This is a genomic window from Bifidobacterium sp. wkB344 (assembly GCF_003688305.1).
Lineage (GTDB): Bacteria > Actinomycetota > Actinomycetes > Actinomycetales > Bifidobacteriaceae > Bombiscardovia > Bombiscardovia mizhiensis.
Map to the genome: position 1 here is coordinate 71,081 of NZ_NPOQ01000009.1, position 16,674 is coordinate 87,754.

Annotated in this window: 16 protein-coding genes and 1 tRNA gene; 16 read left to right on the forward strand and 1 reads right to left on the reverse strand. The window is 58.8% G+C overall.

What is annotated here, in order from left to right:
• The first annotated feature begins 1 nt into the window (after position 1).
• From rplO to CI601_RS01815, 5 genes are all read left to right on the forward strand, one after another.
• The gene (gene rplO, locus CI601_RS01795) at positions 2 to 466 is read left to right on the forward strand and encodes a 50S ribosomal protein L15 (RefSeq protein WP_029676013.1); all 465 of its coding nucleotides are present in this window, start codon (positions 2 to 4) and stop codon (positions 464 to 466) included.
• 185 nt (positions 467 to 651) lie between these two features.
• Positions 652 to 1,980, forward strand: a complete 1,329-nt coding sequence (gene secY / locus CI601_RS01800) for a preprotein translocase subunit SecY (RefSeq protein WP_024626782.1) — start codon at positions 652 to 654, stop codon at positions 1,978 to 1,980.
• Positions 1,981 to 2,221: 241 nt separating this feature from the next.
• Positions 2,222 to 2,794: an adenylate kinase gene (locus CI601_RS01805; protein ID WP_121914077.1), complete on the forward strand. Its 573-nt coding sequence runs from the start codon at positions 2,222 to 2,224 to the stop codon at positions 2,792 to 2,794.
• A 242-nt stretch (positions 2,795 to 3,036) separates the two neighbouring features.
• Positions 3,037 to 4,920, forward strand: coding sequence for an ABC transporter ATP-binding protein (locus CI601_RS01810; RefSeq protein WP_259465278.1), 1,884 nt, complete (start codon positions 3,037 to 3,039; stop codon positions 4,918 to 4,920).
• The gene (locus CI601_RS01815) at positions 4,913 to 6,925 is read left to right on the forward strand and encodes an ABC transporter ATP-binding protein (protein ID WP_121914079.1); all 2,013 of its coding nucleotides are present in this window, start codon (positions 4,913 to 4,915) and stop codon (positions 6,923 to 6,925) included. Before CI601_RS01810 ends, CI601_RS01815 begins: the two co-directional genes overlap by 8 nt.
• A gap of 231 nt (positions 6,926 to 7,156) precedes the next feature.
• On the opposite strand, the gene gdhA is transcribed toward CI601_RS01815, so the two are convergent.
• Positions 7,157 to 8,503 carry an NADP-specific glutamate dehydrogenase gene (gene gdhA / locus CI601_RS01820; RefSeq protein ID WP_121914080.1) on the reverse strand — a complete coding sequence of 449 codons (1,347 nt, stop codon included), beginning with the start codon at positions 8,501 to 8,503 and terminating at the stop codon, positions 7,157 to 7,159.
• A 383-nt stretch (positions 8,504 to 8,886) separates the two neighbouring features.
• Between gdhA and CI601_RS01825 the strand changes: the two genes are divergently transcribed.
• The 11 genes from CI601_RS01825 (at position 8,887) to CI601_RS01875 (ending at position 16,616) form a co-directional block, all read left to right on the forward strand.
• Positions 8,887 to 9,348: an Hsp20/alpha crystallin family protein gene (locus CI601_RS01825; protein WP_121914081.1), complete on the forward strand. Its 462-nt coding sequence runs from the start codon at positions 8,887 to 8,889 to the stop codon at positions 9,346 to 9,348.
• Between the two features lie 184 nt (positions 9,349 to 9,532).
• Positions 9,533 to 9,751 carry a translation initiation factor IF-1 gene (gene infA, locus CI601_RS01830; protein ID WP_015022331.1) on the forward strand — a complete coding sequence of 73 codons (219 nt, stop codon included), beginning with the start codon at positions 9,533 to 9,535 and terminating at the stop codon, positions 9,749 to 9,751.
• Between the two features lie 25 nt (positions 9,752 to 9,776).
• Positions 9,777 to 9,890: a 50S ribosomal protein L36 gene (gene rpmJ / locus CI601_RS01835; protein ID WP_015022330.1), complete on the forward strand. Its 114-nt coding sequence runs from the start codon at positions 9,777 to 9,779 to the stop codon at positions 9,888 to 9,890.
• A gap of 133 nt (positions 9,891 to 10,023) precedes the next feature.
• On the forward strand, positions 10,024 to 10,401 hold the full coding sequence (rpsM, locus tag CI601_RS01840) for a 30S ribosomal protein S13 (protein WP_015022329.1): 378 nt from the start codon (positions 10,024 to 10,026) through the stop codon (positions 10,399 to 10,401).
• 80 nt (positions 10,402 to 10,481) lie between these two features.
• Positions 10,482 to 10,880 carry a 30S ribosomal protein S11 gene (rpsK, locus tag CI601_RS01845; RefSeq protein ID WP_015022328.1) on the forward strand — a complete coding sequence of 133 codons (399 nt, stop codon included), beginning with the start codon at positions 10,482 to 10,484 and terminating at the stop codon, positions 10,878 to 10,880.
• Positions 10,881 to 10,955: 75 nt separating this feature from the next.
• Positions 10,956 to 11,951, forward strand: a complete 996-nt coding sequence (locus tag CI601_RS01850; RefSeq protein ID WP_015022327.1) for a DNA-directed RNA polymerase subunit alpha — start codon at positions 10,956 to 10,958, stop codon at positions 11,949 to 11,951.
• 125 nt (positions 11,952 to 12,076) lie between these two features.
• Positions 12,077 to 12,721 (forward strand): 50S ribosomal protein L17, encoded by a 645-nt coding sequence (gene rplQ, locus CI601_RS01855; RefSeq protein ID WP_024626776.1) that lies wholly within the window; start codon positions 12,077 to 12,079, stop codon positions 12,719 to 12,721.
• 78 nt (positions 12,722 to 12,799) lie between these two features.
• A complete protein-coding gene (locus CI601_RS01860) occupies positions 12,800 to 13,762 on the forward strand; it encodes a tRNA pseudouridine(38-40) synthase TruA (protein ID WP_121914082.1) in 963 nt (320 codons plus the stop codon).
• A 108-nt stretch (positions 13,763 to 13,870) separates the two neighbouring features.
• Positions 13,871 to 13,956 (forward strand) — tRNA-Ser (locus CI601_RS01865).
• Positions 13,957 to 14,090: 134 nt separating this feature from the next.
• Positions 14,091 to 15,119 carry a LacI family DNA-binding transcriptional regulator gene (locus tag CI601_RS01870; protein ID WP_121914083.1) on the forward strand — a complete coding sequence of 343 codons (1,029 nt, stop codon included), beginning with the start codon at positions 14,091 to 14,093 and terminating at the stop codon, positions 15,117 to 15,119.
• A 204-nt stretch (positions 15,120 to 15,323) separates the two neighbouring features.
• On the forward strand, positions 15,324 to 16,616 hold the full coding sequence (locus CI601_RS01875) for an ABC transporter substrate-binding protein (RefSeq protein ID WP_259465279.1): 1,293 nt from the start codon (positions 15,324 to 15,326) through the stop codon (positions 16,614 to 16,616).
• Positions 16,617 to 16,674: the final 58 nt, after the last annotated feature.

Sequence of the window (16,674 nt, forward strand, 5' to 3'; positions counted from 1 at the left end):
TATGGCCAGCGACAAGCAAGAGCCCACCATCCTGCAGATGCACGATCTGCGTCCTGCTCCGGGCGCCAAGCGCGACCGCATCCGTGTGGGTCGCGGTGAGGGGTCCAAGGGCAAGACCTCCGGTCGTGGCACCAAGGGCACCAAGGCACGCTACCAGGTCCGTCCGGGCTTTGAAGGCGGCCAGCTGCCCCTGTACATGCGGCTGCCCAAGCTGCGTGGATTCAGGAGCCCCTTCAAGAAGGAGTACCAGGTGGTCAACCTGGGTGCTCTGGAAGGACTCTTCCCCAAGGGCGGCGAGGTCACCGTCGAGGATCTGGTCAACAAGGGGGCGGTTCGCAAGGGCCGCCCTGTCAAGGTCCTGGGTGACGGCGACGTCAAGGCCGCTTTCACCCTCAAGGGCGTCAAGGCCTCGGCCTCGGCCAGAAGCAAGATAGAAGCCGCAGGCGGGTCCGTCTCCGAGAACTGATACTCGCAGGGGACAGACCGCAAGGCAGATGATTCCGGCCCTCCCCGCTCCAAGCGGGCGGGGGCCGGAATTCGTTTCCGACCCGGTTGCCATCATGATTTGACGGAACCATCGGTTAAGCTGGTCGGAGCAAGAAGGTGCGATGCACCGAGACCAACGCGCGGTCGCGTAGGGAGGGAACTTAGGTGAGGACGTTAATCCAGGCCTTCAAGACCAAGGAGCTGAGGAAGAAAATCTTCTTCGTTCTTGGCATCATCATCATCTATCGCATTGGGTCGTTCATACCTACCCCAGGCGTGGATTATCCTTCCGTGCAGAAGTGCATCACCACGGCCGGCAATGAGGACTTCATCGGTCTGGTCAACCTGTTCTCGGGCGGAGCTCTGCTGCAGCTGTCCATCTTCGCACTGGGCATCATGCCCTACATCACCGCATCCATCGTGGTGCAGTTGCTGCGCGTGGTCATTCCTCGCTTCGAGGCTCTGCACAAGGAGGGCCAGTCGGGCGAGGCCAAGCTGACCGAATATACCAGGTATCTCACCATCGGTCTGGCCGTGCTGCAGTCCACGACCATTCTGGTTACAGCCCGCAACGGCGCGCTCTTCAACGGGGCATGCCAGCAGCAGGTCATTCCCGACAGCTCCGTTTGGAATCTGGTGGTCATGGTCCTGATCATGACCGGCGGCACCGGTCTGATCATGTGGATGGCCGAGTTGATCACCGACAAGGGCATCGGTAACGGCATGTCCGTCCTGATCTTCATCTCCATCTGCTCCGGCTTCCTGCCCCAGCTCTGGAACATCGGCTGGGGGACCAACGGCAAGAACGGTGACTGGGTCAAATTCGGCATTGTGGTGACTGTTCTGGTGGTCATCCTGATTCTGGTCGACTACGTGGAGCTGGCACAGCGCCGCATCCCCGTCCAGTACACCAGAAGAATGATCGGCCGCAAGATGTACGGCGGATCATCCACCTATCTGCCGCTCAAGATCAATATGTCAGGCGTGATTCCCCCTATTTTCGCCTCCTCTATTCTGGCTATTCCCACCCTTATCGCCCAGTTCGGCAAGTCCGATCAGAACTGGGTCAAGTGGATTAACGCCAACATGGCCAACACGACCTCTGTCTGGTACATCGTGCTCTACTCGGTCATGATCGTCTTCTTCTGCTTCTTCTACACCTCCATCACCTTCAACCCCGATGAGACGGCCGACAATATGAAGGAGTACGGCGGCTTCATCCCGGGCATCAGGGCCGGACGGGCTACCAGCCGGTACCTGTCATACGTGATGAACCGGCTGAACACGGTTGGAGCCATCTATCTGCTCTTCGTGGCCCTGATTCCCACGGTGCTGATCATGCTGCTGAAGATCAACTCCAAGCTACCCTTCGGCGGGACCACCATACTGATTATCGCCGGCGTCGGTCTGGACACCCTGCGCCAGGCCAGGGCGCAGACCGAGCAGTTCCAGTACACCGGTTTCCTGCTGGAGGGCGACCACAAGGAGGGCTGACCCTTCGGCCAGACACCTGCACGCGGTATCGATCCAAGCAGCTTATGGTCCGACCCTGTCACTTGTTGGCATGGAGCCGGACCATTTTGTGTCAGGCCTGCGCCAGGATGACAGTTCGTATGAGTGTGAGTGTGCTGAACCTGCTCTTGGACCGGGCAGACGCTAGCATACGGTAAAGAGGGTTCTGCGCGGTTTGATCCGCCAGGATTGTAGACCAAAAACATCAAACAAAGGATAGGGAATGGCACAGCGACTGTTGATCATGGGACCTCAAGGTGTAGGCAAGGGCACGCAGGCGGCCTTGCTCAGTAAACATTATGGGATTCCGGCCATATCCACTGGTGACATTTTCCGCTACAACCTGAAGAACGGAACCGAGCTGGGTAAGCAGGCCAAGGCCTACACCGACAAGGGGGAACTGGTTCCAGACGAGCTGACCAATAAGATTGTCAAGGACCGCTTGGGCATGGATGATGCCGCCCAGGGTTGGATTCTTGACGGCTACCCCCGTTCGGCATCCCAGGTCGAGGCGCTGGACAAGATGCTCAAAGAGCTCGGTACACCGCTGACAGCTGTGGTGGCCCTGGATGCCGACCATGAGGTGCTCATGCAGCGCATCGCCAAGCGTGCCAAGGAGGAGCGCCGGGCGGACGATACCCCCGAGGCCATCGCCAAGCGGCTGGATATCTATGCCAAAGAGACCGCCCCGCTGCTGAACACCTATAAGACCCGTGGCCTTCTGGTCGCAGTGGACGGCCAGGGTGAGGTCGATCAGATATCCAAGCAGATCATCACTCAGCTTGACGAGCGTTAACTCATCACCCGTCAGGCGGGAGGCCTGTCACCCCTTGAATCAGACATTGACAGATAAAAACCAAGATTAAGAGTGGCTGGTTCAAAAGACGCTGATAAGGCTGGCTAAGGCAAAGAAGCTGCATGACCCAAGTGGCATGACAGCTTCTTTTTGTGGAGGGCGGAAATCCCTGCGCGTCCGCCCAACACTGGCGGACAGGGTGATAGCCTTGGTGCATTCAGACCCTCTGGCGAGGGTATTGCATGTCGGTGATTGGCCGGGAAAATACAGAAACCAGTACAGTAACAGAAGAGGTCTACTTGAAGGGCTCTACGGCATCCGTGGTCAGATCGGATAAGCAGGAACCAGCGCGTCCAAAGCACACCATCCGAACTATTCTGCGCTCCCTGCGCGAATACCGAAAGGCCAGTTTTCTGGCTCCGGCCTTCGTTTTTCTGGAGAGCGTCCTCGAGATAGTGATCCCGACCATCATGGCCTCCCTGATTGACCAAGGGGTCTCGGGGAGGTCCATGCCGGCCATCTTCAAGTTCGGGCTGATATTGCTGGCCTGCTCGGCCGTCTCCCTATTCTCCGGGTTCATGTCCGGGCGGTATGCGGCCATCGCCTCTTCCGGCCTGGCCAAGAATGTCCGCAGCGATCTGTTCGCCAAAGTGCAATCCTTCAGCTTTACCAACATCGACCGCTTCTCAACGGGGTCCATCATCACCAGGCTGACCACCGATGTGACCAACCTGCAGAACGCCTATCAGATGGTGATCAGGGTCGGGGTCAGGGCGCCGATCATGGTCATCGTGGCCTGGCTCTTCTCTTATAGGATCTCCAGGCCCATATCCCTGGTCTTCCTGATCGCCATCCCCATCCTGGGCTTTGGCCTGATCGGTCTGTCCCTGCTGGTTCATCCCATCTTCGAGCGGGTCTTCCACACCTACGACCACCTCAACAATGTGGTGGACGAGAACCTTCAGGGCATCAGGGTGGTCAAGTCCTACAACCGGGAGGACTACGAGGAGCGCAAATTCAACGGTATCTCCCTGGCTATCTACCGTGCCTTCTGCAAGGCCGAGCGGATCATGAGCCTGAACCCGGCATTGCTGAACTTCTGCATCTATGCCTCTCTGCTGGTCATATCCTGGATGGGCGCCTCCCAGATTGTGGCATCCGGGAACAATGCGGCCCTGGGACTGACCACAGGCGATCTGACCGCCCTAGTCACCTATGCCATCCAAATCATGATGGCCATGAACATGGTCTCCATGATCGTTGTCATGGTCGTCATCTCCCAGGCCTCGGCGGAGCGCATCTGCCAGGTGCTGAATGAGGTCAGCACTGTGCATGATCCTGCTAAGCCGGTCATGAAGGTGGCCGACGGGTCCATCAGCTTCCAGGATGTGACCTTCCGCTACTCGGAAAGGTCCGAACGCCCCGTTCTGAGTCACATCAATCTGGACGTTCCCTCGGGCTCCACCCTGGGCATCGTGGGTGGGACCGGCTCCTCCAAATCGAGCCTGGTCCAGCTCATACCCCGTCTCTATGACGTGACCGAGGGGTCCCTCCAGGTGGGCGGTGTGGACGTACGACAATACGACCTGACCGTCCTGCGCGACCAGGTGGCCATGGTGCTCCAGAAGAATGTCCTTTTCACCGGGACCATCGCCGAGAACCTGCGCTGGGGTAATCCTCAAGCCACGGACGAAGAGCTGGTGCGCGCCTGTACTCTGGCCCAGGCCGACGGTTTCGTGCGGGAGTTTCCCGACGGCTATCAGACCTACCTGGACGAGGGCGGCACCAACCTCTCTGGCGGCCAGCGACAGCGTCTGTGCATAGCGCGTGCCCTGCTGAAGAAGCCCGACATCCTGATTCTGGATGACTCTACCAGCGCCGTGGACACCAAGACCGACCAGCTGATCCGTCACGCCTTCAGCCAGGAGATCCCCGACACCACCAAGATCATCATCTCCCAGCGTCTGGCCTCTGTGGAGGACGCCGACATGATCGTGGTCCTGGAGGAGGGCAGGATTCTCGACAAGGGCACCCACCAGGAGCTCCTGCGAACCTGTCAGGAGTACCGATCCATCTACGAATCACAGACCAGAAACCAGAGCGAGGAGGACAAGGACCATGAGTGACGGATCATTCAAGGACCGCAAGCCCCGCCTGGACAAAGCCGCGCCGGGAACGACCCGTCGCATCCTGCGCTACCTGCTGGCCTACCGCTGGCAGCTGGCGGTGATCGTGGTCTGCATCATCATCAGCGCCGGGGCCCAGGCGGCATCGGCCTTCTTCCTCCAACCGCTGATTGACTATTACATCCTGCCGCTGGTCGGGGCCGCCGACCCTGACTGGGGACCGCTCATGAGGACCCTGATTCTGATGGGCTGCCTCTATGCAGTGGGGACCTTCTGCTCCTGGTTCTGGAACTGGCTGATCGTCAAGGTGGAGCAGGGCACTTTGAAGACCATCCGCGACCAGATGTTCGCCCACCAGCAGGAGTTGCCCATCGGTTTCTTCGACACTCATGAGCACGGCGACACCATGAGCCGCTACACCAATGACACGGATACCCTCCGTCAGGCCATCTCACAGTCCTTCCCGCAGATGGTCTCTTCGGTTCTGTCCGCACTGGCAGCCCTGATCTCAATGCTCTGGCTCTCCATCCCCTTCACCGTCCTGACCCTGGTCTTCGCCGCGGTCCTGATTGTGGTGGTCCGGATTCTGGTCACCCGAAGCGGCCGGTACTTCGTTCACCAGCAGCGCTATCTGGGCCAGGTGAATGCCTTCGTGGAAGAGGCCGTCAACGGACAGAAGGTCATCAAGGTCTTCAACCATGAGGACGCCACCGCCAAGGTCTTCGAGGAGAGGAACGAGGAGCTCTTCCATGCTTCGGCCCAGGCCAACACCTACGGCAACGTCACCATGCCGGTCGTGGGCAACATGGGCTATCTGCTCTATGTCATCCTGGCTATCGTCGGCGGACTGGCTGGCATCGCGGGCATGGGCAATGTAGGACTGACCGGGGCGGGGCCGCTGACCCTGGGAACCATCGTCTCCCTCCTGACCCTCTCCCGCTCCTTCATCAACCCCATCGGCCAGGTCTCCATGCAGTTCAACATGGTCATGATGGCTTTAGCCGGCGCCTCCCGGATCTTTGACCTGATGGACCAGCCTGTCGAGTCCGACCAGGGTACGGTCAGATTGGTCAGTGTCGAACTGGCTTCGGACGGCCGGACCATGACCCCCGTCGACCATGAAACAGGGCACTGGGCCTGGAAGCGTGAGGCCGATGACGATGGCAGGCGCTCGCTGGAGGCCGCCATGAAGCTTCCCGGCGATGCGCGCGATGTGGCTCTGAAGGCCAAGGACCAGGCCATCACCTCCCCTGATGGCCGATACACCCTCCTCCAGGGGGATGTGCGATTCACCGATGTCAGCTTCGGGTATGACCCGAGCAAGCCTGTTCTGCACGACATCACCTGGTTTGCCAAGCCCGGGCAGAAAGTGGCTTTGGTTGGCGCCACGGGGGCCGGCAAGACCACGATCACCAACCTGATCAACCGTTTCTATGACATCCAGCAGGGGCAGATCCTTTATGAAGGGATCGATGTGAGGAACATCCGTAAGCCTGACCTCCGCCGCTCCCTGGGCATCGTCCTTCAGGATGTCAACCTCTTCACGGGCACCGTCCTGGACAACATCCGCTACGGGCGCCTGGATGCCACGGACGAGGAGTGCATCGAAGCTGCCAGGATGACCAACGCCGACAGCTTCATCCGTATGCTGCCCCAGGGCTACCAGACCGTTCTTGAGGGCGACGGAAGCGGACTGTCCCAGGGTCAGCGCCAGCTGATCTCCATTGCCAGGGCGGCGGTGGCCGATCCGCCGGCCATGATCCTTGACGAAGCCACTTCCTCAATCGACACCAGGACCGAGGAGGTGGTCCAGCAGGGCATGGACGCATTGATGCGCGGCCGAACGGTCTTCGTCATCGCCCACCGGCTCTCCACGGTCCGCAACTCCGATGTGATCATGGTTCTGGATCACGGACGGATCATCGAGCGTGGCAATCACGATGAGCTGATAGCCAGGCACGGCGAGTACTACCAGCTCTACACCGGAGCCCTGGAACTGGAGTAGGGTTCTCCTGAATTGCCGAACCTTGGGAGAAGGCACCGATAGTTTGCGATTCGGCAATAAGCAAAACCAGTGGGGCGGGGCGGCACGTGACTGATGCTCCCGCCCCTACACGTAGCTTATGGCTTGGCAAATTCAATCCCCATCTGAACTACTGGTATCCCCATGAAAAGAAGGGCCTGACCTGCAAATTCAGCAGGTCAGGCCCTTTATGAATAGGAATCAGGTTCGATCTCAGAGGATGCCCTGGGCCACCATGGCATCGGCCACCTTGGTGAAGCCGGCCACGTTGGCGCCCAGCATCAGGTCGCCCTCACGCCCGTATTCCTTGGAGGCCTGGTAGGACTTCTGGAAAATTCCAGTCATGATGTCCTTCAGTCGCTGATCCACCTCGTCGAAGGTCCACTGCAGGCGCAGGGAGTTCTGGCTCATCTCCAGGCCGGAGACGGCCACGCCGCCGGCATTGGCGGCCTTGGCGGGCCCGTAGAGCACCTTGTTATCCTGGTAGACCTGGATGGCCTCGGGGGTGGAGGGCATGTTGGCGCCCTCGCATACCACGGTGCATCCGTTGGCGACCAGGGTCTTTGCGGATTCCTCGTCGATTTCGTTCTGCGTAGCGCAGGGCAGGGCGATGTCGCAGGGCACGGTCCAGACGCCCTTGCAGCCCTCGTGGTACTCAGCGGAGTCCACGCGGTCCGCATACTCGCGAATTCGGCCGCGGTGGCCCAGTTTGATGTCCTTGACCACGTCGAGGTCAATCCCATTGGGGTCATAAACGTAGCCGTTGGAGTCGGATGCCGTTACCACCTTGGCGCCCAGCTGTTGGGCCTTTTCGGTGGCGAAGATGGCCACGTTGCCCGAACCGGAGATGACGACGGTCTTGCCCTGGAAGGAATCCTTGCGCAGCGTCTGCAGGGCCTCCTGGGTGTAGTAGCACAGGCCATATCCCGTGGCCTCGGTTCTGGCCAGGGAGCCGCCGAAGGTCAGGTCCTTGCCGGTCAGAACACCCGAGTACTCGTCGCGAATCCTCTTGTACTGGCCGAACAGGTAGCCGATTTCGCGGGATCCTACGTTGATGTCGCCGGCGGGCACATCGGTGAACTGTCCGATGTGGCGCTGCAGCTCGGTCATGAAGGCCTGGCAGAAGCGCATGACCTCGGCATCCGAACGGCCCTTGGGGTCGAAGTCGGATCCGCCCTTGGCGCCGCCCATGGGCAGACCGGTCAGCGAATTCTTCAGAATCTGCTCGAAGCCCAGGAACTTGATGACCGACTCGGTCACGGTCGGATGGAAGCGCAGGCCGCCCTTGTAGGGACCGATGGCCGAATTGAATTGGATCCGGTAGCCGCGGTTGACCTGAACGTGGCCCTGATCGTCGGTCCAGGCCACACGGAACTTGACTGCACGTTCGGGCTCGACCAGACGCTCCAGCACGCCATTGGCCTCATACTCGGGATGCCGCTCCACCACGGGTTCCAGGCTGGAGAAAACTTCGCGAACAGCCTGCAGGAATTCCGGCTGTTCGCTGTCGCGCTTCTCAACCTGCTGGTATACGCGCTTGATGTATTCGTTGGTGAGCATCTGAGCTCCTTTGACTAGGAATGGCCGGTCCGTCCGGTCCACATGCGATTGGGTCCGCCCTCAAGAGCCTGCGGGGGCTGGCGGAATCTTATCCTATGGTAAATGCCTCAAAGTTACGTCACAAGAATTCTGGTTCGTAATGTCTGACATGTGGTCATTGAAGGCCCGAAGAATGAGAGAACGAGGAAGAGCAAGCTGGGTTACTGTCAAAAGTTGAGTCTAAGAGACTCAACTTTTATTCCTTGGGTGAACATTGGGCATGGAACCCGGGGCCTGCGGTTTGGACAAAGTGAAGGGCAGGGAGCCCGGGAGGACAGGTCAGGATGTCCACCTGGGGTTCCGGTCCGCAGAAACTATGACTTAGAGAATCAGGAGATGTGATTATGGCTATGTTTCCCGCATTGATGAACAATTCAATCTTCGGCGACTTCTTCGACGATCCCTTCTTCAACAACTGGCGTGACGGGCGTCGGCAGGGCCAGAGCGCCAAGAACGCGCTGAACAGCCCCTTGATGAACACGGATGTGCGTGAGAAGGATGGACAGTACCAACTCTCCATCGACATGCCTGGCTTCGACAAGAAGGACATTGGCCTGCGTCTGGAGGATGGCTACCTGATTGTCTCCGCCCAGAAGAACGGTGACCAGGGTGACAAGGATGACCAGGGACGGTGGATTCGGCGTGAGCGCTACACCGGATCCTGCTCCCGTAGCTTCTACGTTGGTGACAAGGTCCGCCAGGAGGACATTCATGCCCACTATGCCAACGGCACCCTGGAGGTGACTCTGCCCAAGACCAGCATCGAACCTGCTGACAACACGCAGAACATCGCCATCGAAGACTGAGGGACTCGGATCCGTAACGGACCGCCTGAATGACTGCTATACTGATTGAGCGGCAGCCGTCCAGACGGCCCTTTTGTCGTGTCAACACGCTATTGCCCAATTCTGGGTCTACTCATGCTATACTTACCATTTGGCGTGTCTTTCGACGCGCTGTGTAACCGGCCGAGGATCGGATAGAAGGCTTATGGCAAAAGATGGTGTGATCGAGGTGGAAGGGCGTGTGGTCGAGGCTCTCCCGAATGCGATGTTCCGCGTCGAGCTCGAGAACAAGCACCTGGTGCTGGCCACCATTTCCGGCAAGATGCGTAAGAACTACATTCGCATTCTGCCCCAGGATCGGGTGGTGCTCGAAATGAGTCCCTACGATCTGAACCGCGGACGGATTACGTACCGGTACAAGTAACAAGGTACACAAGCAAAGGAAAACCATGAAGGTCAGCCCTAGTGTGAAGAGAATCTGCGAGAACTGCCGCGTGATTCGTCGTCACGGCCGCGTCATGGTGATCTGCAAAAACCCACGCCATAAGCAGCGCCAGGGCTGAGCGGATTCCCAGCGGCAACGAACACCAAAGGCGCTGAGTCACAGCCAACAGGCTGAACCCCGGGTGCGCAGGCCCGGGCCGGGAGACCGGAAGACTCGGTGCACGACCTGCGTAGAACAAAAAAGGAATCGCAATGGCACGTCTTGCCGGAGTCGACATCCCCAACGAGAAGCGCATAGAGATAGCCCTCACCTACATTTTCGGTGTTGGGCGTACCCGCGCCAAGGAAACACTTGCCGCGACCGGAGTGAATCCGGACACCCGCGTCAAGGATCTCACGGATGAGCAGCTCATTACGCTGCGTGATTACCTCGAAGGCAACTATAAGATCGAGGGTGATCTGCGTCGTGAGATCGACGCTGATATTCGCCGTAAGATCCAGATCAATTGCTATCAGGGCCAGCGCCACCGCAGGGGTCTGCCCGTGCGTGGTCAGCGGACCAAGACCAACGCCCGCACCCGCAAGGGACCCAAGCGCACCGTCGCCGGAAAGAAGAAGGCGACCAAGTAAGGCCGAATGCGAAACGGGGATGAGGGTCCCCGACAAATCGCACTAGCAATCAGTTATTCGTGACAAGGAAACGAGGATCAATGGCAGCAGCAAAGCAGGCCGCGCGCAAGCCTCGTCGTCGGGATCGCAAGTCGGTTCCGGTCGGGCAGGCGCATATCAAGTCAACATTCAACAACACCATCATCTCCATCACCGATCCTTCCGGTGCTGTAGTGGCCTGGGCTTCAGGCGGCGACGTAGGCTTCAAGGGCTCCCGCAAGTCCACTCCTTACGCAGCGGGCATGGCCGCCGAATCCGCAGCCCGCAAGGCCATGGAGCATGGGGTCAAGAAGGTGGATGTCTTCGTCAAGGGCCCGGGTTCGGGCCGCGAGACCGCCATCCGCTCCCTGCAGTCCGCAGGCCTGGAGGTCGGTTCCATCTCTGATGTGACCCCACAGGCACACAATGGCGTTCGTCCTCCCAAGCGCCGTCGCGTCTGAGCACTAAAAAACCCATGAATCCACCCGCGAAGACCGGTGAGTGCACCACCGGTTGGAGCTGAAAGGATAGCAACAGTGCTTATTGCACAGCGTCCGACTCTTACTGAAGAAGTCGTCAATGCCCAGCGCTCCCGTTTCACCATCGAGCCGCTGGAGCCCGGATTCGGGTACACCCTGGGCAACTCCCTGCGTCGTACCCTGCTGAGCTCCATACCCGGTGCGGCTGTGACCTCGGTCCGCATCTCGGGTGCCCTGCACGAGTTCACCACGCTGCCTGGTGTGGAGGAGGACGTCACTGAGATCCTGCTCAACATCAAGGGCATCGTGCTGACCAGCGAGTACGACGAGCCTGTGGTCATGTATTTGCGCAAGAGCGGCAAGGGCGAAGCCACCGCGGGGGACATCACCCCGCCGGCCGGTGTCACCGTGGCCAATCCTGATCTGCATATTGCGACCCTGGCCGAGGATGGCGAGCTGGAGATCGAGTTCACGGTGGAGCGTGGGCGTGGATACGTCCAGGCCCAGCTCAACAAGCAGGACAACGATGAGATTGGCCGCATCCCGGTCGATTCCATCTACTCTCCAGTACTCAAGGTCAGCTACAAGGTCGAGGCCACCCGTGTCGAGCAGCGCACGGATTTTGACAAGTTGATCCTGGATGTGGAGACCAAGCCGGCCATCTCGCCGCGTGACGCGGTGGCATCCGCCGGGTCGACCCTGGTTGAACTCTTCGGCCTCTGCCGCGAGCTCAACACCCAGGCTGAGGGCGTGGAGGTCGGACCCGAGCCTGTGGTGGAAGAAGCCGATCCGCAGATGTCCGTGCCGATTGAGGATCTGAACCTGACGCAGCGTTCCTACAACTGCCTCAAGCGCGAGGGAATCCACACCATCGGCGAGCTGGTCTCGCACACCGAGCAGGATCTGCTGGACATTCGCAACTTCGGCATGAAGTCCATCGACGAAGTCAAGGAGAAGCTTGAGGGCATGGGGCTGTCGCTGAAGGCCTCCCCGCTGGGCTTCGACACCAATAATCTCGAGGGGGGCACCTTCTTCTCGCCTGACGACGAGTGAGAGGCCGCAGCCTTCGTATGAGTGGGCGAGGGGAAGGGTTCCTTTGCCTGCTGACAGCAATTCCGGGAAGTCGGATGTTCGGGCGTATGCCCACCTGTCCTCCCGGGCCGTAAGGAGATAATCCAATGCCAAAACCTAGCAAGGGCCCACGTCTGGCCTCCAGCCCGGCACACGAGCGGCTGATGCTGGCCAACATGGCCACCAGCCTCTTTGCCAACGGCCGTATCACGACCACTCTGCCCAAGGCCAAGCGCCTGCGTCCCCTGGCCGAGCGGCTGATCACCTTCGCCAAGCGTGGGGATCTACCTGCCCGCCGTCGTGTCATGCGTGTCATCCGTGACAAGTCTGTGGTCCACATCCTGTTCACGCAGATCGCCGAGCAGATGCAGCAGCGTGAAGGTGGCTACACCCGCATCACCAAGATCGCGCCCCGCCGTGGAGACAACTCCCCACAGGCCGTGATCGAGCTGGTCACTGAGCCCCTGTCGGCCAAGAAGGCCGTGGTCAAGGAGGCTGAGTCCGCAGCAAAGGTGGCCGCCAAGGACGACAATGCCGAGGTGGCGGCAGCCACCGATGCCGCTGTCGCTGAAGGTGCTGCCAAGGATGCCGTTGACCAGGCTGTCGAGGCCAATGAGTCCGATCAGGACGTGGCCCAGGCTGACCAGGCCGCCGAGGATCTGGAACAGACCGCCGACAAGGCGGATCAGGCAGAAGCCCAGGCTGAGGAAGATGCCGACGTGGCTGAGGATGCCGAGAAGTCTGCCGAGTAATCGGTTATTGCATTCGATGACGGGGTCGGGGAGCATGGCTCTCCGGCCCCGTTTGTCATTGCTGCCAGGGAGGTCTTGATGGAAGGTCAGGAGGGGAAGATGTCCCTTGTCAGGCTGCGCATGGATCTGGCCTATGACGGTGGCGGCTTCCATGGCTGGGCCCGGCAGCCAGGGCTTCGCACGGTCCAAGGTTGCATCGAGCAGGCCCTGTCTCTGATCACCGGAGCCCGCGGCTCACAAGGCGGAGTTCCTCATAACCACGACGTCTGGGAACCAAGACTGGTCGTGGCTGGTAGGACCGACACCGGGGTTCACGCATCCCACCAGGTGGCTCACCTGGACATTCCCGATCTTGTGCTCGAGTCCTGCAGGGGCCATATGGAGGTCGATGGTGTTGAAGCCCTGGAACGCCGCCTCCGGCACCTGCTACCTGCTGACATCGTTCTGCTCGGTCTCAGATTGGCCCCAGCGGGTTTCGATGCCCGCTTTTCTGCCCTGGAACGCACCTATCTGTATCGAGTCAGCCAGGGGGGTCAGCCAGGGGATCCTCGCATGCGAGGCTTTGTGCTGAATCTGGAGGGAAGCCTGGATCTGCGAGCTATGAACGAGGCTGCAGCGGAGTGCATCGGGCTGCATGACTTTGGGTCTTTCGCCAGGCCAAACCCCGGCGGCACGACCATCCGCAAGGTCCTGGCCGCACACTGGGATCTGGTTCCGACTGCGAATCTGTTCGGTACTGCTCCGGGCCAGAGCACCGTCGGATACCTTCCGGCTTTCATGGAATCCGGGCTGACCGTCTTTCGGATCGTAGCTGATGCATTTGCCCATAATATGGTCCGGTCACTGGTTGCAGCCTGCATTCAGGTGGGCCTGGGACGCCGGTCTGTGCAATGGTTTGCCGACAAGGTAGCCCACCCCCTGCGCGAAGGTTCCACCGGTCCCATAGATGCCCGGGGCCTGACCCTGGAGCATGTGGCCTACCCGCCTGATGACCAGCTGGCTGAACGGGCGCAGGCCATCCGGGCCCGCCGCACACTATGACCCTCTGGCTGTTTGTGGTAACCGTTGACTGCGCCACGCCGCTTGCCAGGTAGGGACTCTGTGGCATAATAGAAAAGTTGTTGTTCGGCAGTGTCGGGCAACGACCATGGTTGAGTGTCCGAGCGGTCTAAGGAGCACGCCTCGAAAGCGTGTGAGGGCAACTCCCTCCGCGAGTTCGAATCTCGCCTCAACCGCCCCCATTGGTCCCGGCCCGACGGTCGGGGCCTTTTTTCATATACTGTCTGGTGAGGGTATGTGCATGAGCCTTGGTGTGCAAGACTGAACCTTAAGATGAAGGGACTCATGTCTTCCTGCTAAAGGAGGTCCTTTGGTCGGTATCAAGGACGTTGCCGCTCTGGCTGGAGTTTCCATAAGCACTGTCTCCTATGTATTTTCGGGCAAGCGGCCTGTAAGCGATGCAACGAAGATCAGGGTCCTCAAGGCGGTTCAGCAATTGGATTACCACCCCGGATCCGGAGCCGCCATGTTGCGAAGGGATCGCAGAACCCATCTGATCGTGCTGAGCTCGCCCATGCATCCTTATACCGACTATTCGAACTACGCCACCTTTTTCTTCGCCGTAGCCGCCAGAGCTAGACACTATCACTACAACGTGGTGCTTTTGATGGATGAGGATGATACGGACGAACTCCTGCGAATGTCATACAGTGGCATGATTGATGGCGTGCTCCTCTTGGACGTGACCATGGAGGATCCACGTGTAGCTCAAGCACATACTTCCTTGGTGCCTTATGTCTCCATTGGGTATGCCAGAAATCCGTCCAATTTGATTTCTGTTGATGTGGATTTTCGTGCCATGGGTCGGCGCGCCGTCGATGAGCTCTATCGGATGGGCCATCGGCATCTGCTTATGGTCGGAGCCAACAGTCAGTCCTATGAGCAAGGTTCCAACTTCCTGGTTCGGACCAAAAAGGCTGTCATAGACAGGGCCCAGGTGCTGGGTATGAAGATGACTTTCCTGTGCTCCACTGGCGACGACGCCAGGCACGTCAGTCAATTGATCGATCAGGCTTTTCGGTTGGACCCGGAGATCACAGCGATCATGGCCCAGACCAGCATCAGCCACATGAACAACATCATTGTTGCGCTGTCAAAACGAGGGCTTTCCATCCCGAAGGATATTTCCATGCTGGCTTTAAGCACCTTTGGCAATGCTTCCGTTCTCGAGCGTCCTCTTGACGAGATTCCCATGATGCCGCATGAAACATGTTCTCGTGGGGTGGACATGCTGATGGAGTGTTTGGAGGGCCTTGGGAAAAAGCCAGGAACAGTGGAGCTGATGCGTTCCGACTACAAGCGCAGGGGATCTGTTGGCCCGGTCCGGCCACAGAGCTGAGGGCCGTATGCGATTTCTATGGTGCCCAGGCCGCCACATTGGCGGAAAACCTGAGCCCCGGTAGTGTCATAGGTTATCGAAAAACATCGAAATACTATGTCAATTATAGTCAAATCATTAAATTAATAAATGGTTGTCCAATACGGAGAATCATCAAGCGATGAAGCTAGGAAAAGAGGAGCGATGAAGTTTCCCCGGAGAATCATGGCAGCTGTTACGGCTGTGGCAAGTCTGGCGGGCATCATGGCCTTATCCGGATGCGGCGGCAGTGACAGCGCCCAAGAGGAGCATCCTGATTCCATCAAGATCTGGTATTACGAGGAGGATAACGGCGCCCAGGGCAAGGCCTGGAAGCAGGCCATTGCTGATTTTCAGAAGAAGACCGGTATCAAGGTCAACTTCGAGAAGAAGACCTTCGAGCAAATCAGACAAAACGCCAGCCAGATCCTCAACTCTGATGACGCCCCAGATGTGATGGAATACAACAAAGGCAACGCCACTGCGGGCCTGCTCTCAAGCCAGGGTCTGCTGTCCAACCTCAATGACTATGTCAAGAAATACCAGTGGAACAAGAAGATCACTGGATCCTTGGCGGTCCCGGGCCGGTATGACGAGAAGGGCGTCATGGGATCCGGCGACTGGTACGGCATCACCACCTATGGCGAGGAGGTGATGATGTACTACAACAAGGACATGTTCGACAAGTACGGCATAGCCATACCGAAGACCATGCCCGAATTGGAGCAGGCCATGCAAAAGTTCAAGGACAATGGCGTCACAGCCTTGTCCGAGGGCGTGGCTGAATACCCGCTCCAACATCTCTGGTGGCAGTTGGTCCTGCAAAAAGCCGACCAGCGCTTGATCGACGCCTATCAGCGCTACGACGGGAAGGTGGACTGGCAAGGCCCGGCCATGACCTATGCGACTGATACCATCAAGGACTGGGTCAACAAGGGTTACATCAGCAAAGACTCGACAGGGCTCAAAGCCGAGGATGCAGGACAGAACTTCATGAAGGGGACCTATCCCATGCTGTTCTCGGGCTCTTGGTGGTTCGGACGTTTCCAAAGCGACATTCCCAATGTCAATTGGGAGGTCGGCCTCTTCCCTGAAACCAAGAAGATCCCCGGCGGATCGGGCAACATCTGGGTGATTCCCGAGCGTTCCAAGAAAAAGGACGCTGCAGCGAAGTTCATTGATATGACGCTGAGCAAAGAGAATCAGAACCTGATGGGCAACTCCGGCGGATTGCCCATTGCAGCAGATCCTGCACAGATAAACGATCCCAAGAGCAAGGAGCTGATCGCCGGTTTCAACCAGGTCATCAAGGATGATCGTCTGGGCTACTATCCGGACTGGCCTACCTCAACCTTCTATGACGAGCTCAACGCGGGTCTACAGGAATTGGTCAACGGGACCAAGGACACCAAGGCCGTGCTGACGGAGCTTCAGGGCAAATATGACAAAGGCGTCGAGACATCGGGGCTGAAAAAGTAGTCAAACCATAGGCCGGCGGGTGCGCTCTTGATACGGCCTCGCCGGCTTCCATCCCGCT